Origin of the sequence: Paenibacillus barengoltzii NBRC 101215 (genome assembly GCF_004000745.1) — a bacterium.
Lineage (GTDB): Bacteria > Bacillota > Bacilli > Paenibacillales > Paenibacillaceae > Fontibacillus > Fontibacillus barengoltzii.
The window spans coordinates 19,315-40,445 of sequence record NZ_BILV01000026.1; the positions used below are offsets into that span (position 1 = coordinate 19,315).

General features: G+C 48.8%; 15 protein-coding genes and 1 riboswitch. Of the genes, 3 read left to right on the forward strand and 12 right to left on the reverse strand.

What is annotated here, in order from left to right:
* Positions 1 to 167 precede the first annotated feature (167 nt).
* The gene (locus PBA01S_RS09380) at positions 168 to 2,447 is read right to left on the reverse strand and encodes an AraC family transcriptional regulator (protein WP_127575849.1); all 2,280 of its coding nucleotides are present in this window, start codon (positions 2,445 to 2,447) and stop codon (positions 168 to 170) included.
* A gap of 433 nt (positions 2,448 to 2,880) precedes the next feature.
* Between PBA01S_RS09380 and PBA01S_RS09385 the strand changes: the two genes are divergently transcribed.
* Entirely contained in the window at positions 2,881 to 3,864 is a 984-nt protein-coding gene (locus PBA01S_RS09385) for an aldo/keto reductase (protein WP_127575850.1), read from the forward strand.
* A gap of 107 nt (positions 3,865 to 3,971) precedes the next feature.
* Here PBA01S_RS09385 and PBA01S_RS09390 read toward each other — a convergent pair whose 3' ends face one another.
* The 11 genes from PBA01S_RS09390 to PBA01S_RS09440 form a co-directional block, all read right to left on the reverse strand.
* Positions 3,972 to 5,561: a response regulator gene (locus PBA01S_RS09390; RefSeq protein WP_127575851.1), complete on the reverse strand. Its 1,590-nt coding sequence runs from the start codon at positions 5,559 to 5,561 to the stop codon at positions 3,972 to 3,974.
* Positions 5,533 to 7,455 (reverse strand): cache domain-containing sensor histidine kinase, encoded by a 1,923-nt coding sequence (locus tag PBA01S_RS09395; protein WP_127575852.1) that lies wholly within the window; start codon positions 7,453 to 7,455, stop codon positions 5,533 to 5,535. Before PBA01S_RS09395 ends, PBA01S_RS09390 begins: the two co-directional genes overlap by 29 nt.
* A gap of 70 nt (positions 7,456 to 7,525) precedes the next feature.
* Positions 7,526 to 9,223 carry a type 2 periplasmic-binding domain-containing protein gene (locus tag PBA01S_RS09400; protein ID WP_016312619.1) on the reverse strand — a complete coding sequence of 566 codons (1,698 nt, stop codon included), beginning with the start codon at positions 9,221 to 9,223 and terminating at the stop codon, positions 7,526 to 7,528.
* Positions 9,224 to 9,342: 119 nt separating this feature from the next.
* A complete protein-coding gene (locus PBA01S_RS09405) occupies positions 9,343 to 10,233 on the reverse strand; it encodes a carbohydrate ABC transporter permease (protein WP_016312620.1) in 891 nt (296 codons plus the stop codon).
* An 18-nt stretch (positions 10,234 to 10,251) separates the two neighbouring features.
* Entirely contained in the window at positions 10,252 to 11,214 is a 963-nt protein-coding gene (locus PBA01S_RS09410; protein WP_232228376.1) for an ABC transporter permease, read from the reverse strand.
* A gap of 203 nt (positions 11,215 to 11,417) precedes the next feature.
* Positions 11,418 to 13,136 carry a methyl-accepting chemotaxis protein gene (locus PBA01S_RS09415; protein ID WP_127575853.1) on the reverse strand — a complete coding sequence of 573 codons (1,719 nt, stop codon included), beginning with the start codon at positions 13,134 to 13,136 and terminating at the stop codon, positions 11,418 to 11,420.
* Positions 13,137 to 13,153: 17 nt separating this feature from the next.
* The gene (locus PBA01S_RS09420) at positions 13,154 to 13,645 is read right to left on the reverse strand and encodes a chemotaxis protein CheW (protein ID WP_016312623.1); all 492 of its coding nucleotides are present in this window, start codon (positions 13,643 to 13,645) and stop codon (positions 13,154 to 13,156) included.
* A gap of 2 nt (positions 13,646 to 13,647) precedes the next feature.
* A complete protein-coding gene (locus tag PBA01S_RS09425; protein WP_255315322.1) occupies positions 13,648 to 15,756 on the reverse strand; it encodes a chemotaxis protein CheA in 2,109 nt (702 codons plus the stop codon).
* Positions 15,757 to 15,908: 152 nt separating this feature from the next.
* Positions 15,909 to 16,946 carry a protein-glutamate methylesterase/protein-glutamine glutaminase gene (locus PBA01S_RS09430; protein ID WP_016312625.1) on the reverse strand — a complete coding sequence of 346 codons (1,038 nt, stop codon included), beginning with the start codon at positions 16,944 to 16,946 and terminating at the stop codon, positions 15,909 to 15,911.
* A 19-nt stretch (positions 16,947 to 16,965) separates the two neighbouring features.
* A complete protein-coding gene (locus PBA01S_RS09435; RefSeq protein WP_127575855.1) occupies positions 16,966 to 17,778 on the reverse strand; it encodes a CheR family methyltransferase in 813 nt (270 codons plus the stop codon).
* Between the two features lie 151 nt (positions 17,779 to 17,929).
* A riboswitch (cyclic di-GMP riboswitch) is annotated at positions 17,930 to 18,019 on the reverse strand.
* A gap of 468 nt (positions 18,020 to 18,487) precedes the next feature.
* Positions 18,488 to 19,381, reverse strand: coding sequence for an RCC1 domain-containing protein (locus PBA01S_RS09440; RefSeq protein ID WP_028537961.1), 894 nt, complete (start codon positions 19,379 to 19,381; stop codon positions 18,488 to 18,490).
* Positions 19,382 to 19,552: 171 nt separating this feature from the next.
* Here PBA01S_RS09440 and PBA01S_RS09445 point away from each other — a divergent pair, with 171 nt between their 5' ends.
* Both PBA01S_RS09445 and PBA01S_RS09450 read left to right on the forward strand, forming a co-directional pair.
* Positions 19,553 to 20,350 carry an SDR family NAD(P)-dependent oxidoreductase gene (locus tag PBA01S_RS09445; protein WP_085169797.1) on the forward strand — a complete coding sequence of 266 codons (798 nt, stop codon included), beginning with the start codon at positions 19,553 to 19,555 and terminating at the stop codon, positions 20,348 to 20,350.
* Positions 20,347 to 21,123 (forward strand): SDR family NAD(P)-dependent oxidoreductase, encoded by a 777-nt coding sequence (locus tag PBA01S_RS09450; protein ID WP_028537963.1) that lies wholly within the window; start codon positions 20,347 to 20,349, stop codon positions 21,121 to 21,123. Before PBA01S_RS09445 ends, PBA01S_RS09450 begins: the two co-directional genes overlap by 4 nt.
* Positions 21,124 to 21,131: the final 8 nt, after the last annotated feature.

The window sequence follows — 21,131 nt, forward strand, 5'->3', positions numbered from 1 at the left end:
CCCGCCTGGCCTGACGTAAATCATGAGTTTTGATACTACGCTTCACTTTTGATTCTCCAACCTGCGGATCGCTTGTCTCCTGCAGCAAAAGAATCAAATTTGATAGGTTGTAGCAAAAATGGAGCTATATGCCCCGGCTCTCCCGAAGCAATATAGCTCCAACTTATCTATCCCGAGCTCTGCAGCTTGCTGGCCTTGTAACTGCTCGGCGGCATCCCTTCATATTTTCGGAAAAATCGGTTGAAACTCTGGACGTTCCCATACCCCACCTCTGCCGCAATCTGCTTCACCGTCATCCCGGATTCCAGCAGCAGCTCCTTCGCTTTCTCGATGCGCCGCAGGTTAAGGTAATCGATCAGGCTGGTCCCCGTCGTCTCGTAAACGATCTTTCGCATATAGGAATAACTGATGCCAATCTCTTTGGCCATCTCCTCAAAGACGATCTCTTCGCAATAATGCGCATCCAGGTAACGAAGAATGCGATCTCCATACCCCGCGTCACTCTCTGGCTTGCGAGCCAGGTATTGAACAATATCGCGGTAGAACTCACGCATATACGCATCCAACTCCTCCAACGTGTCCATCGACGCGATGGAGGAATAGATGTTTCCCCGCCCGGCAAAAATCCGCGTTGGGTTGATTTGATTTTCCCGAAGCTGCTTAATCGTAACCCCAACTAACTGATGATAGATGAACATGATGTTGTCGTAGGAAATTGACGGGGATCCTTGAATTTCCTGACGAATCGCCGTTAATTCCTCCAGCAGCCGCTCAAGCTCACCCGCAGTCAAGTAATTAAGGATCCGTCTCTCGCTGTCCACGGGATACAGATAATGCTTGCCGCGCCCGCGTTCATCCTCCTCGCTCCAGAAGGAGATCCCGCCGCCGCCGTTCACCATGCGCTGCTTGATAACCTCCATCGCCTCCGCCGCGCGGTCCTGTAGTTCGGAGCAGCTCTCTGTCCGGCTGCTGACGCCAACGGTCACGGTATGCCCCAGCAATTTTCCGGCATACTGACGAAGCGTCCCCAGCGCTTCCTTAATGCCTTCGTATCCGCAATCGGCTTCCCCTTCTCCGAAATTGACCACCACGGCGAAGCATCCCTCACCTTGATAAACACACCTCGCCGATATCCCAGGCGGAAACACGTTTTCGCTATGGGTGACGATCAAATACCGGTGATAGCTGCGGGTTTCTGGGTTTGTCGCGTCCACATAGCTTCGATACCGATCAATCGAGAGGACCGCCACGAGGTAATTCGCTTCGGGGAAGATCTCTTCTACGGACTGCACCTCTTCCCCGCGCAACAAACGATGAACCGTCAAACTGCGGGCATCCTGCTCCCGTTCCTGCAGCAGTTTATACAGTTGCTCCTCTTCCTCTTGCATCCGCTGGAAGACCGAGTTGAGGAAGGCCAGTTCATTTTTGTCCGACACCCCTCGACTGCCGCGGGATCTTACGGTCCTCACCAACTCCCGCAACGGTTTGGATAACCAGGTTGCAAGGAACACCGTCAACACCGAGCCGGCAAAAATTACGACGGCCGTCAACCAAACGATATTATGCTGCAGCTTATTCGTCTTAGTCATGAGCGCGTCCATGGAATAGACGTTTACATTCCACCAGTCAAACAGCTTGGAATAAGACCACGTATATAACAGGCGCTCCCCATTCAGTTCGTGGAAGGCGTACCCTTTCTCCGCTTTGCTCTCTAGAATGCTCTGAAGATATGGTTGATCGCGCCCCTCGGTAAGCAGCAGCGACTTGTCGTTATGCGACAGGATCATCCCGTCCGCATTTAACAGCACATAGCCTTGCTCCTCAGGTTCCGTCGACTGTAAATACGTGCCGATCTGATTTTCCCGCAAGTTGACTACGATCGTGCCACGGGTGGTTGTGGACAAGCGGCTGAGCGGCAAGACATAAGATATAACGGTCTCCCCGGTGGCCAGTCGGCGCGGGTACCATACGCCGCTAATCCCCCGGCGTCCGGCCAACGCTTCATCCAGCCAGTCCAACGATTCATAGCGATCCAGCATAGTGATACCCTTGTCAGTTGAGACCACATAATCTGCATCGCTTAAGTAGAAATAAGAGGAATATACCCCGTTCACCCGATGATTCAAATTCACCAGCTCCCGGAGCACGACCAGAGCTTGGCTGACATGTTGATAATTCCCCTGTAACTCAGCATACGTTTCGAACGAACGAATGCGGTCAAACACCCGGTTCGCAGTCAGACGGACCGTATCTTGCGCCAGATTATTTAAGGCCGTTTCATTGAGCCTTCGGTTCGCATCCAGCCCCGCCAGGGAAGATTCTGCAATCGCCTTTTCTGAGTACCGCAAAATCTGCGTACCGCTGTACAACGTCAGAATGATCGCAGGAACCGCCATGACGCAGAACAGGATGATTCCCAACTGAAGCATCATCGGAATCCGTTTCATCTTCCCCTTCATCCCCTCCGAAATGGTCTTTTCCGCAGCAGACTTCTGGGCCAAGGAAATAAAGCGCTTTCATCGCACACTTGGATAAATTATACAACATCGGTGCTCTTAGGGCTATTCCCACGTCTACTGGCCCTATAGCCGAACCATCTTCGCGCCCTCTCTTTCATGGCTTTTTTTGATATTTCACGTTACTCTCCCCACCCCAATCTCAGATTCGAGTTACAAAATATTATTTTTGTATATTGAAATGTGTAATAGGCCGTGCTATGATTGTTTCACCGAAAGGGAGGTAAGCTATATGTGCTAGTATGGATGTAACGGAACAGGTCGGCGGCAAATGGATCCGAGCTTGTCACCGGCACGACGAACACTCGAAGACGTATAGCGAAGCCAGCTAATTCGAATTTAAGGGAGAAAGGCGGTAGCGAAAATGAAGAAGAGAATATTGGGCAAGGGGCTTGAGGTGTCGGCGATCGGAATCGGCTGCATGGGTATGTCCGACTTCTACAGCGGACGCGATGAAGAAGAATCGATCCGCACCATCTACCGCGCAATGGAGCTCGGCGTCACTTTCTTTGATACAGCCGATATGTACGGTGTGGGGAAGAACGAGGAATTGCTCGGCAAAGCGCTCAAAGGCCATCGCGATGAAGTCGTCATCGCCACCAAATTCGGCAATGTACGCGGTCCGGAGGGGCAGTTTCTCGGCATCAGCGGCAAGCCCGATTATGTTCGATCCGCCTGCGAAGCGAGCCTTCGTCGGCTTGGCGTCGATCACATCGACCTCTATTACCAGCATCGGGTCGATCCCAATACACCGATTGAAGAAACCGTCGGCGCCATGGCCGAGCTCGTGAAGGAGGGCAAGGTACGCTTTATCGGCCTGTCCGAGGCCGGACCGTCCACCATCCGCCGCGCGCACGCCGTGCATCCGATAACTGCACTGCAAACTGAATATTCGCTGTGGAGCCGCGATGTGGAGGATGAGATTCTGCCGGTCTGCCGCGAGCTCGGCATCGGCTTTGTCCCTTACAGCCCGCTCGGGAGGGGATTTCTGACCGGTCAGATCCGGAAGTACGAGGACCTCGCAGAGGACGATTTCCGCCGCAATTCGCCGCGCTTCCAGGGCGAGAACTTCAAGCGAAATCTCGATTTGGTCGAGAAGATCAAGGAAATCGCTGCTGAGAAAAACTGCGAGCCGTCCCAACTGGCGCTCGCTTGGCTGTTAGCCCAGGGAGAGGATATCGTGCCGATTCCGGGAACGAAGCGCAGACGTTATCTCGAGGAAAATGTCGGCGCGCTTGACGTCAAGCTGACAAAGGCGGATTTGGCGCGGATCGATGAGGTCGCTCCCAAGGGAGCTGCCTCCGGCCCTCGCTACCCGGAGGAAGCAATGAAACAGTTGAGCCTGTAGTCCGGACCGGACTGCCAAGCAAGCGTCTGACCCCATCATCGGCGAAACGAAAGGGAGAGGAAAGCACGGGCTTATCCGCGCGTTCCTCTCCCTTTATCTATGAAAGGTTACATCTGCCGCCCGTTACCGGCCACCAACTTATCGCGGTATTCCTGCGGTGACACTCCCTCCAGCTCTTTGAAGACGCGGGAGAAATGACGGGTATTCTCGAACCCCACCGCATTGCTGATCTCCGACAGCTTGCTGGAGCCGCCTTCGAGCAGCTCTTTCGCTTTGCGGATCCGGACTTTTTTCAAATAGGTGACAAAATTTTCCCCGGTATACGCCTTAAACGCCTCACTAAAATAGGAGTAGTTCAACGAGACATGATTGCTGACGATTGCCATATTTAATGGACGGTGGTAATGACTCTCGATATACGCCACGGCTTCTTTCATATCGCCATGCTCGCTGTGGGCGGATCGAATTTCCTTGATATAGGCGTCAAGATCGAATAGCAGCTGTTCCAGTGATCGGAAATAATCATGAAAATGACAGAAACTCGACATATCCCCGACTTTGCGATAGAGCTTCAGCACATCTACGGATGCTTCTCCATACACCCGGAACACTTCATCCAACACCTGCTCGTTCATATGCCGGCTGACTGATTCCAGATACGTAATATCTAATTCAGGCAGCTGATCTACCCGGAAAATCTCATGCAACAGCGGCCCAATTTCCTTCTCTCGATTCGTCCCCAGGATATTTCCCAGCTTGCGAATGGCCTCCCTTGGTACGGGGAAAACCAAGCGATTCGAATTCATTTCTTCGTGCCAGATTAACCGGGCTTTCGGATAGATGAACGTGTATTTCAGCGCTTCACAGGCCTGACGGTAACATCGCGGCAGGTCCGTAAGACTGCTCCCCTCCTGGCTGACACCAATCAGCATCCCGTCAAGTTCCCGTTCTGCCGCCAATAGGGACAAATCCTCAAACTTGCTTCTAGGACCGCCAACCAGAATCATTCGCCCATCGCGATCCAGCAAGGTAGCGCTGAGAATCCCATCCACGCTTTCAAACATATGCTCGGCAAGCGACTTTAGATCTTCTTTCTTCATGCGACTGCCATCTAAATTTTTGTAAGTCAGGGCCGCAACCGAGAATGGTAAAGCATACTGGTCGAAACCGATTTCGGAACTCCAAATGCCAATATCCTCTTCGCTCAAATCCGTTTGCAGCAAGAGCTCCTGCAAGCGTACCGATTGAACCTGCAGTCGATAGCTTTCCGTCACGGCTAACTGCTCAGCCATTTGCGAACGCTTCGCGATGTTCTCCTCGCACTTGCGCAGCGCGGCAAACAGCTCATCCCGGCGAATCGGCTTGAGCAAATAATCCACCGCCTGATACCGGATCGCAGCTTTGGCGTACCGAAAATCTTCGTATCCACTCAGAATCAGAATCTGTGGTCGACCGTTTTGAATGGCGGGCTGCGGTCCTTCCGATACTTGTTCGATGAGTGCAATGCCATCCATGACGGGCATGCGGATATCTGTAATGATCACATCAGCGCCTTGGGCCTGATACAGCTCGAGGGCTTCTGCCCCCTGAGCTGCCATCGAGATCTCGAATTGTTCCGGGAACTCCCGTTCAATCATCGTTTTTAGCCCAATACGGATATTCTTCTCGTCATCCACGATCAATAGTTTGAATCTCATCTGTGCCAACCCTCCCTGTTAACAGCACCTTCGGCATTATCATCACTACCTCTGTGTACTGTCCTTGATCGCTGAAAACCTTGAGGCCGTATTGTTTACCATAATATAAGCGAATGCGCTCCTGAACATTGCGAAGGCCAATTCCGTATTGATTTGGCGGCTTCGGCGCAAAATTCCCCGGAGCTTTATCCGTAAGGCCGACCTTATCCAGTTCCAGGTTCAATTCGGCCAGCGAATTCTCGTCGACCCCTCTTCCGTTATCCTTGACGACAATTCGAATGTCACTTTGCGGCAATTGCTGCACCTGAATCGAGATGTTCCGCGGCCCCGTCTCATCCCCTTCCCAAGCGTGCTTCACCGCATTTTCGACGATCGGTTGAAGCGACATTTTGAGCATCTCCATATCCAGGAGATCCTGCGGAATATCCAGCCGCAGGTCGATGGGTTCATCAAACCGGATATTCATCACATCGATATAATTTTCGATATGGCGAAGCTCATCACGCAGCTTGACGTACTCCCCGGACCATTTGAAATTGTATCGCATCATGCCTCCGAGAGAAGTCAGCGCATCAGAAATTTGTCTTTGATTTTCGATCTCCGCCAGCATTTTAATGTTCTCTAACGTATTATACAAAAAATGGGCATCAATCTGATTGTGAAGCGTTCGGAGCTCCGCTTCTTTCGTAAGCGCTTCTTTGTAAACTGCTTGAGCCACCAGCGTATTAATGGTGTTCATTAGTTTGGAGAAATGATGCGCCAACTCGCCAACCTCACCGCCGCCACGGATCGTAATGCCGCTGTATGCCTCACCGCGTCGTACTTTCTTCATCTCTTCCGTCAGCACACGGAGATTCTTCAGGATAAACGCATTAAGAATATAAGCAATGATCGTAACCAACGTAATAAAGCCGATATTGGCACCGATCAATATATTCCGCATATGTGAAATTTCTTTAAACACACCGTCCATCGAAACGACATTCACCAAGTCCGCATTGATTCGTTCGATGGGCTTGTGCAGCAGCAGAAATGATTTTCCGTTCTCTTTATAGTCATTATTCCATTCGCCTGTTTCTTTGAAGTGCATCAGACGCTCCCGGATCGCCTGCTCCAGTCCTGGATTCGCTTGGAGATAAGAATCTCGTTCACGGGTAAAGATCTGGGCTTTGCTGTCCATCAGCACCATTTGCGAGTCACTGTTCGGAACCGCCGCATAAGTCCTTGGACTAAACTTCTCGAGCAGCATATCAACCTGAACCATTCCAACATGATGATTCGCTGGAATGCTCATTTCCCGCAGCAAAGACACTTTGGGCGTTGGAGCGGGGGTCTGCCCTTGATAGCGTTGCATGATGTCTGGATCATTGTGTAAGAACGACCAGGACTCCATGCCTTTTAATTCCTTCGCTTCTTGATACCACGGCTCTTCCGCCACCCGGCTCTCCCGGAAAAAAATCGGCCAAATTTCGGTCACGTTGCTGCTAGAGAACAGGCGCAAATGCTCCACATTCGGGTTGTAATATTGAATGCGTGTTAGGCTTTTGAAGCTGTGGTTACTGAAATTTACCAGTTCTTCGGTGCCGGGTTCGGTCGTATTCGCAAGATAATCTCGAACTTCGATATCATCATAGGCGACCTGCACCGCCCGTACCATCGATTCAATCTGTGTCTCAATATGCTGGATTTCCATCTCCAGCAGCGAGTTGTTCTTGTCCTCGGCATCACGGATATACATATTGTTAATCAAACCATAGGAATAATAGGACACCAGCGCACTGGGGCCCAAGATGATAAAGATATACGAAGCAAGCAGGCGGCTCTGAAGCGAGCGGCGCCCAAACCAATATTTAAATGACTCCCACCAAGCTGTCCAAGGTTTGCTTCTTCCCATATGCCGAGCGACTCCTTTGAATAAAAGCCCAAAAGCCCGCGGAATGCGGGCATTTTTTGGGCATTAACGATTATTCTTTGCCAAGTTTCTTCTTGTTCTCTTCATACTTAGTTTGCTGGAACGCCTGGACTTTGGCAAGCCCCAGATCTTCTTGCTTCTTGATGTAATCCGCCCAGATCTTATCAAACTCAGCTTCGGACGATGCCATCAAGAGCTTCGGCAACGTTTTGCCGCGCAGATCCTTGATCTTGCCGAGGATGATGCCTTCTTCCGAGTTGGCCAGCGGGTCAAGCAGGTCGAACTCGGAGACGCTTACCGTTTTACCACGAGTCCAGTCTTCCAATTGTTTGTACGGTTCTACCGATTCAGGCTGCCATTGCTGAATGATGTTCGTATCTTGCATCATCCAGAATGTGAAGGAGGAACCATATTGCTTATCGAAAGCGGAACGATCCTTATTCATGAGATCAAATACTTCTGGTTTAAATTGATCTTTCCCGTCAATCGTATCGTAGCTGACGCCTTTTTCACCCAGATACAGGTCTTTCTGTCCTTCTTCACTCATCAGGTACGTCAGGAATTTGATCGCGCGAGCCTTATCCTTCACGTCCTTGGAGATCAGGGTTACTGTCCAGCCGGAGATCGAAGGACCGTTTAACGTAGGCGGATCCAGTTTCGAGTTAGCCGGACCGTCCACGGCGATGTAAATCTTGTTTGGATCTTGTTGATACAAGGTACCTTGTTGAGCTGCAAAGTCGGTGCGTTGGTACAGCATTGCGAAGTAACGGCCTTGCGCGATTTTTTCTTCCATTTGAGCGCGTTTGTCGATAAAGATGTCCTTCGCCAACAAGCCTTCTTCGTTCGCTTTACGCAGCGTTTTCAACCAAGTAATATATTCCGGATCCGTTTCACGGTTGTACAGCTTGCCGTCTTTCTCTCTCGGAATTGCCAGGAAGTTCTGCAGATAGCCTTCCAAGGAGTCGTTACCGGTAGCCGTAAATTCATGCAATCCCAGCGGAATCAGCGGCTGCCCGTTCACTTCAGGGAACTTCTCTTGAGCGGCTTTCAGAGCAGCAACGAAGCCTTCCGGAGTCCGCATGTCTGGGCTGCCGATCGCTTCATAAATATCTTTACGTACGACGAACGTTTGGTTGGATACGTACTTGTCGCCGTATTTCTCATAGTCTTTCGGAGACGAGGAAGAGTTCGGATAACCGTATACGTTCCCGTCTTGTTGCGTATACCACCCCAATTTATCTGGATCAGCGACCTTGAAGAAGTACGGATCGTATTGTTCCGCCAATTTGTTCAGCGGCTCCACCAGTCCGCCTTCGATCATTTTCTTCACACCGTCTTCCCACCAGCCCAGCGTAATGAAGTCAGGCAGCTTGCCGGAAGCGATCAGCGTATTCAGCTTCTCGTTCTCATTCCCGGCAGGGACGATGAAGTTGATGTTCACGCCGGTTTTCTTCGTGACATATTGGGAGGTTGGATCAACGCCCCATTTATTCGGGAACCAAGCAAAGTTCAGGTACCAATCGAAGGTGATGGGGGACGTATCGGATTTCCATCCCGGCTCGTCTGCCGATGGTGTTGCAGCCGGATCGGCGCTGTCCTGCGTGCCGGTATTGCTGTTGGTGTTCGCAGCAGCATTGTTAGCGCTTTCTTTGCTGCTATTGCCATTGCCTCCGCAAGCAGCCAGGGACAGGACCATGATGGCCGCCATCAGCAGCATCATCACTTTTTTGGACTTGCTTTTCATGCCCATGCTTTTTTACCCCTTTTCTCGTTTGATGTAATTCCATTTATGTGCAACTCCAGAGCCGTCGTAATGCGGCTCGGAGGAGTTACCAACTGTGATAGAGCGAGTTTACCAGAGACTTACACTTAACCTTTGATCGAGCCGATCATCATCCCTTTAACGAAGTAGCGTTGCAGGAACGGATAAGCAAATACGATTGGCAAGGTGGTCACGACCATGGTTGCCAGCTTGATCGATTGGGATGTGACCGTTTTGGTTATCGCACTCCCCTGTACCGCTGTCGTCATGATATTGGAGCTGGACTGTGCCACAACCCGGTACAGGAACGTCTGAATTGGCTGCAGGTTCTCGTTGTTGACATAAATGATCCCCGTAAAATAGTCATTCCACTGATACACCCCATGGAACAAAGCGATGGTGGCGAGAACGGGCAGCGATACCGGCAGCACGACCCGCAGGAAGACGGTCCAATCGCTTGCTCCATCGATTCGAGCTGCTTCCTCCAGACCATCGGGAATGTCCCGGAAGAAGGTCATGAAGATAATCAGATCGAAGAAACTGAACAACACGGGAATAATATAAACGATAAATTTATCGAGCATATGCAAATCGCGAATGAGGAGGAAGGTTGGAATCAGCCCTCCTGAGAAGATCATCGTGATCGTTCCCATAAAAATATAGAACTTTCCTGCGATGAGGTCTCTGCGAGAGAACGCGTACGCGACCATCGCCGTAAAGAAGACGTGTGCGACCACCCCAATGACGGTCTTGGCTACGGTGAGCCCCATCGCTGTCATGATGCCGGGATTTTCAAAGACCGCTTCAAAATTCTCAAAGCTGAACTTCCGCGGCCACCAGTAGATACCGCCAAGCATCGCATCCTTCCCGTCGTTAAAAGCGTTCACCAACACATACCAGATCGGATACAAGGTAACAAAACAAACGACGAGCATCACTAAATTGTTAACTGTATCGAATACGACATCGCCTTTTGTTCTGCGGCGTAATGAAAACATAAGCAGGTCCCCCTTGGCCTAAAACAACGAAGTGTCGTTGAGTTTTTTGGTAACTTGGTTCGCAATCAGCAGCAGAGCTAGTGCAATCACAGATTTGAACAAGTTGATTGCTGTTGAATACGAATAACGGCCCGAGGATATCCCCGTGTAGTAGACATAGTAGTCAATGACATTACTTGCACTATCATTCAGTGAGTTACGTAACACCAGGATTTGATCAAAGTTGGAGTTCAGCACACCGCTGACTGCCAGAATGAACAAAATACTGATCGTCGCTTTGATGGCTGGAAGCGTCACATACCACATTTGCTGAAAACGCCCAGCTCCGTCAATCGTTGCCGCTTCGTACATCTCGGGCGAAATGCTTGTAATGGCCGCCAAATAGATGATTGCGGACCATCCCAGCTCCTTCCAGACATCCGAGGTGATGACGATCGTCCAGAAGTACTTCGGCTCCGCCAAGAAGGAGATCGGCTTATCGATAATATGCAAAGCCATAAAGATCTCGTTGATGATCCCTACATCCGACAACCAAGTTGCCAGGATCCCGCCAAGTACGACCCAAGACAGGAAGTGGGGCAGGTAGGAGATCGTTTGGATCGCCTTCTTGTACCGGAGCGAGCGAACCTCGTTCAGGAACAAGGCGAAGATAATGGGCAACGGAAAAGTGAGCAGCTTCAGGAAACTGATCCCCAGCGTATTTTTGATCACATAGCCGAAATTTTCATCGGACAGAAACTCTTTGAAATGTTCCAAACCAACCCATGGTGCTTCTGCAATCGTTCGGATAATGTCGTAATCCTTAAAAGCAATAATGACACCGTACATTGGAATATAGTTGAAAATAATCATCCAAGCGATGCCAAGCAAAGCCATAATTTGAATATGTCTTTGCGAGTAAAGTTTCTTCAGCCATTTTCGCCTTGATGAAGGCGGCGTCTCTATCTCTTGCATGGCTGCGGGTTGCGTCGACGGCTTCATATCCATCTCCTCTGACCTCCAAGCTGTTCAAGTCTAGTAATGTAAGCACTTTCACCTATCTGTAACTATTGTACTTGGGATCGAGTCGTAGGGATATGCTCCAGATTTCGTCTCGGTGTATTCGTTTTTCGGCTGACCCGAAAAAAAAAAGCCCGTACCGTTAGGTACGAGCTTAGGTCTACATATCCAAGTTAGATTACCGCTTAATATTTGCCAAATTCATTATCGCTTAAATCGATTTTCGTGATCTGTTCAGCCTCGGTGATCGAATGATTCCCGGAATGAGATCTTGATTTCTTGGCAGACATTTTCTCAAATAGTTGGAGTAGATCAGGACTGATATCATCCATGGATTGATAGGAACCCGCATGCACTTTCTTTAAGTTGAAGCGGTTCACTTGCTCCTTTAACAAATCTGCCTGGCTGGACAGCTCTTCACTAGTGGCGGCTCCTTCTTCCAAAGACGCCGAGCTGGTCTGTACGACCTGGGATACTTGCATGATGCCCTGATTGATTTGATTGATTCCAATCGCCTGTTCATTCGATGCCAAAGCAATATCGCCGATAATAGTTGCAACTTTGGCAATGTCATCAACAATCTGTTGCAGCGCGTTGGCCGTTTCTTTCGCAATCACGGTCCCGCCTTCTGCTTTCTTGATGGAGCCCTCAATCAGTTCCGTTGTCTCCTTAGCGGCATTGGCAGAACGTGCAGCCAGATTCCGGACTTCTTCGGCGACAACCGCGAAACCTTTACCATGTTGTCCTGCTCTTGCCGCTTCCACCGCTGCATTTAGTGCCAAAATATTAGTTTGGAACGCAATTTCGTCAATCACTTTAATGATTTTAGAAATATTTTCAGAAGCCGCATTGATCTCATCCATCGCGCCGAGCATTTCTTTCATTTGATTATTGCCGAGAATTGCATTTTGTCTTGCAGCTTCCGCCAACTCATTGGCTTCATTCGAAGAATCCGCATTCTTGCGGGTTTGTGAGGCGATTTCTTCAATCGAAGCGGTTAATTGTTCTACCGAGCTGGCTTGCTCCGTTGACCCTTGGGAAAGCGTCGTACTTAAGATCGAAATTTCTTTAGCTCCCGTAGCAACTTGATCTGCAGCGGTTTGGATGTTGCTCATCGTTTCGTTTAAGTTATCGGACATTTTTCGGAACGCAGCTGCCAGATCGCCAATTTCATCTTTGCTGTAGATGTCAACGACGACGTTCAAATCACCATCGGCAATCTGATCTGCAGACTCAACCAGTTTTTGAACCGGCTTACTAATCATTCTAGAAATGAACATCCCAAAGCCAATGGACAAGACCATCATCAGGGCTACGATGACAACCATTGTAACGGTTGTCGAATCGGTTTGAGCCGAGAGTTCTGCGGATAGATTAGATCCGTTGTTTTTTCTCATTTCAAACATCTCTTCGATTAATTTATTCGTTTCGTTCGCATATTTAGCCCCGTCTGAGTTAAGGAGAGCAGTGGCCTCATCCTCCTTGCCAGCGATCGCGAGTTCTACTACTTCCTGACGGGTTGATTCATATTGCGCCAGAGATTTCTCAAAAGTTGCAAACAGTTCCCGGGCATTATCCATTTGGATGGAAGCTTCGAACTTATCGAGGTATGCCTTCATTTCAGCATCTAATTGATCAATTTCGTTTTTGGCTTGTTCTCTATAATCTGGATCATAGTTTAATAAGATCGTTGCCACCTTAACCCGGACTGCATTGAAGTTAATACCGGCTGAACCCAAATCTCCGAATGATGTACCAAAGTTTACATATAAATTTTTGTAGTCTTTCTCCACGCTGCGCATGTTAAAGATCCCAAACGCTCCCATGGCTCCGGCAATCAAAGATACAATAATAAAGGCGGAAATCAGCTTTGTAGCTATTTTCATATTTCTAAACCAATTCATACTTGTTGCCCCCATTTTTAATTATTTAATAGTTGATCTACTTCGTAATCGTTCAGCAGCTTCTCGCAATCCAATAACAGCTTGACTTCATTCCCCACTTTTCCAATGCCCATCACAAAGCGATTGCTTCGTTGATTCAGATCTGGCGGTGCCACGACTTCACTGGACGGGATGCTAATTACCTCTGCCACACTATCGACAATCAAGCCAATCGATAATTCATTGATGTCGATAACGACAATACATGTTCGCTCCATATACTCCCGGAACGGCTTCTTAAATCGTACCCGTACATCCATCACCGGGATAATTTTGCCCCGCAAATTCACGATTCCGCGCACAAAATCGGGCATTTCCGGCACGCTGGTAATTTTCTGCAACCCGATAATTTCCGTCACATACCTGATTTCAATCCCATAGCATTCTTCGTCCACAATAAAGGTCAAGTACTTATCCTTTTGCGAGTCTTCCTCCAAAAGATCTACATCCTCTCGAACGGCCTCCGACATCTTCACCACTCCTCTTCTTTCATTTTTAATAAGCCTTGAACATCCAGGATCAAGCTGATATCCCCATCCCCCAGTAAGGTACAGCCGGATATCCCTTCAACGGTGTTAAATCCTCTTATATAAGGCGGCAGCGCTTTAACAACAACCTGTTGTTGGCCGACCAGCTCGTCCACAAAAATACATAACCCTCTGCCATCCTGTTCCACCATAATCAAAATGCCATCGGTTAACTGGGTAGTATTTGTAGGTACATGATACCGTTCATGAATGCGTAGAATCGGGTAACATTCTCCCCGAACCATGATCATTTCGTTCCCGTGCGGATCAGTAATGAGATCCTTAACGAGAGGCTTAAACGACTCTTTAATCGACGTCGTAGGTAACGTATACTGGGCATCTCCCACCCGAACATTCATCCCGTCAATGATCGCGAGCGTAAGCGGAATTTTAATTGTAAAGGTTGAGCCCTTACCGGGTTCACTGTTAACAAAAATCGTTCCGCCAACTGCCGCGATGTTCTGCATTACGACATCCATCCCAACGCCTCGGCCGCTGTACTCCGTGATGTTCTCCTTGGTCGAAAATCCAGGAAGGAAAATCAGGTTGAAGATCTCCTTGTCGGTCATATCCCCTTCGGATTTATGCAGCAGATGATTCGCTCTTGCCTTCTCTAAAATTTTCTGTTTGTTTAATCCCCGACCATCATCTCTCACGATAATCATGACTTCGCCGCCAACATTGAGCGCTTCCAGCGTCAAGGTTCCGGTTTCCGGCTTCCCTGCCTCCATTCGCTCTTGGGTGGTTTCTAAACCATGATCAACCGCATTTCTCACCAAATGCATCAGTGGATCTGAGATATGTTCAATAATGTTCTTATCTACTTCCGTTTCTTCACCTAACAGTTGTAACTGTACGTTCTTCCCAAGCTTTTTGCTCATATCCCGCACAACCCGATGCATTCGTTGGAACGTTGTGGCTAGCGGAACCATGCGAATTTCCATCACCTTGTCTTGAATTTCCTTGGTGATCTTCTGTAAATGACTTGCAGCCTTTTGAAACTGCTCCAGTTGCAAGCCGATAATATCCGGGTTTTGAGTGACCATCGCTTCCGCGATGACTAATTCCCCAACCAAATCCATCAGCTCGTCCAACTTGCCCACATTTACGTTGATGGATTTCCCTTGATAACTGCTTGTTGAACTCTTCGTCTCTTTAACAGTTGGATTGTCCACGATCGCGGGCTTAGAAAAGCTTGGTTTCTCTACAATGTTCTGCAAATCAGGAAGAGCTTGTATTTCTTGAACGACTTGTCCCTCTCCTTGAACCTCATCTTGGACCTCTTGAGCTTTCTCCTTGTCTGAAACCGCTTGTTCTCTGTCTAGTTCAACCTGCTCTAGTTCCAAACACTTCAGATAACTGGTTTGGGAGAGCACCGAGTAGATCTCGTCATACGTTTTGCTCGTCCGAATAAACAACTGAAATCCTTGATTTCGTATCGTTTCCGCCGATGTCGGATCTTCCAGCACGTCCTCCGGAATATGCCAGTAATCCTCGAGCTGATCCTTGAGTTGATGAACGATTTGATACGCTCTGATGTTCTCCATCTCGCAATCCTCCGTGAAGAGGATCTGAGCTTTAAAATTGTTCGATGATCGAACTATCTCAACCTGAGAAGCCCCTTCAACTGCTTCGGTAATGGAGCGTTGTTGTTCAAGAGAGCCTAAGAGCCCTTTAACTCTCTGCGTGATCGCCGTAAAATCTCCATCGGCGTGCTCGCCATGTTTGATTTTATGGAGCTCAATTTTCGTAAAATCAACACCCTCCAGCATCAAATCAGACAACTCAGACCAATCTTCCAATTTGAGATGGTATTGACGTAAATAAGAAAAAAGATCTTCCAATGCATGCGATAAGGTCGCTATGTTATGAAATTGCATCATCGAGGAAGAGCCCTTAATCGTATGCATGATGCGAAAAATCTCGTTAATCATCTCTTCCGAGAAGAAATTCGCATTCTCACATGTCAGAATGATTTCTTCCAGCTGTTCGACCAGCTGAGAGGTTTCGGTAATGTATGCCTCAAATATGGGGTCGCCTTGCTGATATCCCATCATTTCCCTCCCTATTCTTCCTGTGGATGTCGTACCCTTTACTGGTTTAATAAATTAAAGGAAAAAGCTTTTGCGTCACTGGTTTTCAGTTGTTTAACCCAACCTAATTAGTGTGACCGGCATTCAATGAATGCCCTACAATAAAGACGGTTTTACAGCATCGTACTTAAAACATGAGAAATGTTAGACAGCGAGGTTTGTTTCTCTACTGCTCCCAGATCATAGGCCACTTTCGGCATCCCATATACAACAGAGGATTGCTCATCTTGTCCAATAGTTCGGGCGCCTTTGCGTTTCATAGCCAGCAATCCTTTGGCTCCGTCATAACCCATACCGGTCAAGATAATTCCGATCGATTGATTCCCCGCCTCTTTCGCCACGGATTCAAACAACACATCAATCGAGGGACAATGGCGATTGACTTTATCGCCTGCAAAACATTCGACCACGAAATGATCTCCGGAACGCTTCACTCGCATATGTTTATCTCCCGGTGCAATCAGCACTTTGCCCCGCTCAATCGTATCGCCTGTTTGGGCTTCCTTCACACGAATCGATAAGCTCTGATTCAGCCGTTCGGCGAACATTCTCGAGAACATGGGAGGGATATGCTGAACGATAACGATACCTGGCATATCCTTGGGCAACGACTTTAACACGGTATAAATCGCCTCTGTACCGCCGGTAGAAGCACCGATGGCAATCACTTTCTTGGTTGTAGCAGGTTTCGCAGTAACCAGCTTCGTTGGCGGATCGGCAGGAGAAGCGGCCAGTTTCTTCGGTTGATGGACAATTTTTGCTTTCGAGCCAATCTTGATTTTCTCGATCAGTTCTTCGATAAACTTCTCCACATGCGATAACTTGTTATCCGGCTTCGAGATAAAATCAATCGCACCGGCGTTTAAGGCGTCAAACACGGACGAACTGATCGCGCTGACCACGATAACAGGAATCGAATACTGAGGCAGCAAGCGCCGAAGAAATTCAATCCCGTTCATTTTCGGCATTTGCACGTCGCAGACCATGAGATTCGGATGATATTTTAATATCTTGTCCCTTGCTTCGAATGGATCCGCAGCTGTAGCTACAACTTCAATGTCAGGGTCCGTCGTGATCCCGCGGGCGATCATTTCGCGAAACACCATGGAATCATCTACGACCAGAACTTTAATCTTATTTCTGACCTGCATCCAGGCAACTCTCCAATCGTTACTCTTTGCGATAAACCGCAGGCATCACGTACTTAAATTTGGTGTGATCCCGTTGGATCGTTTCGGAATGACCAATAAATAAATACCCGCCGGGGACTAGACTGTCGTAAAATTTGTGAATCAGTTGCATGCGCGTACTTGCGTCAAAATAGATCATCACATTGCGGCAAAAGATCACATGAAACTTCTTTTTGAAGGGGAACGGATCCATGAGATTAAACCGCCGGAAGACCACTTCGTTTTTGATTTTGGGCTTCACTTCATATTGATTCATCCCATGCGGATGAAAATAATCATGTTTCCAACGCTCCGGCAACAGCGCAACCTCTTCACGGCTGTAAATCCCTTTCTTAGCTTCAATCAGCACCTTTTCCGATATATCGGTCGCCAACAGCTTTGTATCCCATCCGAGCCGAGCATTTCCAAAAAATTCATTGATTAGGATGGCTAAAGTATAGGCTTCCTCCCCGGTGGAACAACCGGCGCTCCACACCCTCAAATCTCGATCTTTGATTTTGGGGACTTGTTCGGGGAGAACTTTGGCGCGAAACAAATCAAAATGATCTGATTCTCTCATAAAGTATGTATGATTGGTTGTCATCTGATTGATAAACGTTCTTGCGGCTTCGCCGCTCTGATCGGTAGCAATATAGTTCAAGTAGTCCGAGAAATTTTCCATGTTCAGCGAATTCAAGACGTTCCACAATCGGCCCATTACCAACGTTCTCTTCTCGTCGCTCAAATGAATCCCAAAATTTGTTTTGATATAACCGGCTAATTTGATAAATTCCTTATCTGAAATTTCAATCATCACTTCACCTCCCCTATACGAAGAGAGAGCCATAAGACTCTCCCGTTTGAGAATTACACCTTCGTTGCCGAATTCATGTTATCCGTTAAAAGAAAAACCCTTCTAGTTGTCTGGAAGGGCATCGTCAATGCATGAATTAAGCAATTCAGTCATTGGCAACCTGGCAATCATAGCTCTATTTCAGAACTTTAGACCCATGGCTTTGCGTCATTACTTTTCAGTAATTTTGCCCAGAAAATTATGAAGGTGGTTTATGCGAAAAAGATCAGATTATGTCGAATTCGACAGTGATTTTCGACATATTTCGATTTGTTATGTAAGATTATAGCAGTGGTCTTGAAAAAAACAATGAACAAAACGAAAATTTTCAGGTTTAAAATGTAAGATAGGCGTATAGTCCTATTTTTAAATTAATTTTAGACAAATTTCAGAACTTTGAGAGTTTTCCTAACATCACCCGAACCCAAAAAAGCCCTGCCTCCCTCTCACATTTTTTAGTGAAAGTGGAAGCAAGGCTTATGGGAGGAAGTTCATCCTCAAGGACCCTGAGATTGCGATTTCAGCTGTCGCTGCTGTTATCGCAAATGCTGCTTTTAAACGCATGCTTTTTGCCAGTTTCATAGAGTTCGAACCTCCTATGTGTTTTGAGTTTCTGTACTCTATGATAAGGGCCAATATTAATGAGATATGCTGATAGTGTTAAATAGGGTTAAAGTAACAAATTTATCCCTCTCCACTTGCTAACCTCACATTGACCGTACTCATTATGGCCAGTCGCCACAACCGAGCCATCCGCCTTTAGACCAAGTGTATGCGCACATCCTGCGGCAATGGCAACAATTTCACGCCAGTTGCTGACCTCGCATTGACCATATTGATTCGAGCCCGCTGCCACTACGGTGCCGTCCGATTTCAATCCAACCGTATGATAGCTGCCAGCAGCAACTGCCATAATTCCTCGCCAATCCCCTACCTCGCATTGGTGATGCTTGTTCGCCCCTGTGGCTACGACCGTGCCATCCGATCGAAGACCTGCGGTGTGGAGATAACCGGCCGCCACGGACTTGATATTATGCCACTGGCTCACATGACATTGGCCGTAGCGATTGTTACCGGCCATGATCACGGTTCCGTCGGCGCTCAGACCAGCGGTATGCCAATCCCCTGCTGCGATCGCCACGATATCCCGCCAACTGCTGACTTCGCATTGGCCTTCCGCATTCCGCCCTACGGCCACCACTGTACCATCGCCTCTTAATCCAAGCGTTCTGCGCCACCCCGCCGCAATGCTTACGACTCCGCTCCATTCGCTCACTTCGCATTGCTGATGCCCATTCCATCCCGTGGCAACCACCGTACCGTCCGACCGAAGCCCCACGGTATGCGACTTTCCTGTGTTCGTTGCCATATGAACATTACCTGCCGCCACCGCCACGATCCCCCGCCAATCGCTGACATCACACTGGCCATTTCGGACATCTCCTACAGCCATCACTGTACCGTCCGACCGAAGTCCAACGGAATGCCGCGGGCCAGCCGCTAAAGGGATATTCATCTGCTGTACGCCTTGGAACGCCGATATTTTCGGAGAAATTGGCTCCATAGTTATCCCCCTTGCCAAGAAATTAAGCTATCCCCATCTTACGAAAGGCTTCCTAAAAAAATCAAACAAAATCATAAGTTTCACGTCTCGAACCCGGAACGGTCGAAACTTATGATGAGAGTGTGTCATAGCTAGCCGCCCTGACTTGGGCGTGCTATTCGGAGGTGATGTATGAAGCGATCACCGCAAGTCGTTTGGATTACAGACGCCGACCAGCCGACGGGCAAAGCATTGATCCGTCGCTGGGCTAAGGATGGCGCCCATCTCCTGCTAAGTAGTCCGTCCAATGGCATAGAGATTGCAGCTGAAATCAACTTGGCTAAGGCTTCCGGCTCCAAAGTGCTCGTAAGCAATGTCGATTTAAGCTCCGGCACCAACGCAAACGAGCTTGTGCTGCAAGCAGAACGGGAGCTTGGTGCCCTGCAGGTGCTGATCCATAACCATGACCTGTTCGTACCTTTTTCCGTTGAAGCCGGCTCTGAAGCATTGTTCCGCGAGGTGATCCACACCAACGCAAAATCGGCCTTTCTTTGCACGCAAGCTGCCGGGAAAGTGATGGCTGCACGGGAGTCTGGCTGCATCATCTTTATTTCCTCCATCCATGCTGAGAAACCTAACGGCTCCTCCTTCGCCTACAGTGTCTCCAAAAGCGCCATAAAGCTGCTTGCTAAAGAAGCAGCCCTTGAGCTTGGGCGACACAGCATCCGTGTGAATACCATTGAAGCTGGCCCCATCCCAGGCGATAATGAGCGATTCCGCAGTTCGCTGACCACGCTCTATCGCAGCTACGAAACCAAGGTGCCGAGCGCCCGGCTGGGGACAGTGGACGATATCGCAAATGTTGCCTGCTTCCTGGCGTCAGACGATGCGAGTTACTTGAACGGCGCGGATTTGCGGTTGGACGGAGGTTTCCTGCTTCATTATATGGATCACAAAATGAGACAACCAAGGAGCAGTGATTCGCCATGAGTTTAACAGGCAAAGTCGTTCTCGTCACCGGATCCGGAACTGGCATCGGTCAGGGAATTGCCGTGGAAATGGCCAAGAGAGGCGCTGTCACCGCCCTTCACTATAATCGGAGTGAAGCTGGCGTACTGGAGACCAAGCGGAGAATAGACGAATCGGGGGGCCATTGCTTGATTGTCCAGGCGGATATTTCGAAGCAGAGGGAAATTAACGCGATGATACACAAGATCGAAAGCCAGGCTGGCCCAGTTGATGTTCTGGTCAACAATGCTGCCGTGCAGTTGAATTACGATCTTTTCAAGCACAATGGTGAGACATTCGATCTCCTGTTCGATACGAATGTGAAGGGCTACTGGCAATGCATCCAGGCTGTAATTCCCGGGATGAAACGAAAGGGAACCGGGCGAATTATCCTCATCTCATCGGTGCACGCCAAACGCCCCACCGATTTTGACCCGGTATATGCCATGACCAAAGGTGCGATCCGTATGCTGGGGCGGGAAAGCGCCATTGAGCTGGCGCCCTTTGGCATTACGGTGAACACGATTGAGCCGGGAGCCGTTGATGTGGGCAAATACACCCGCATCTCACCGGACGATCCGGATGCAGAGAAGAAACGGGAAGCACGGCGTAAGCAGCAACAGGAGAAGTTTCCGTTGGGGCGCGTTGGTCTCCCCATTGACGTGGCTCACCTCGCCTGCTTCATCGCGTCAGACGAAAGTGAATTCATGACGGGTTCTGCTATTCGACTCGATGGCGGGAGCATGCTCTTGTAACCCGCATA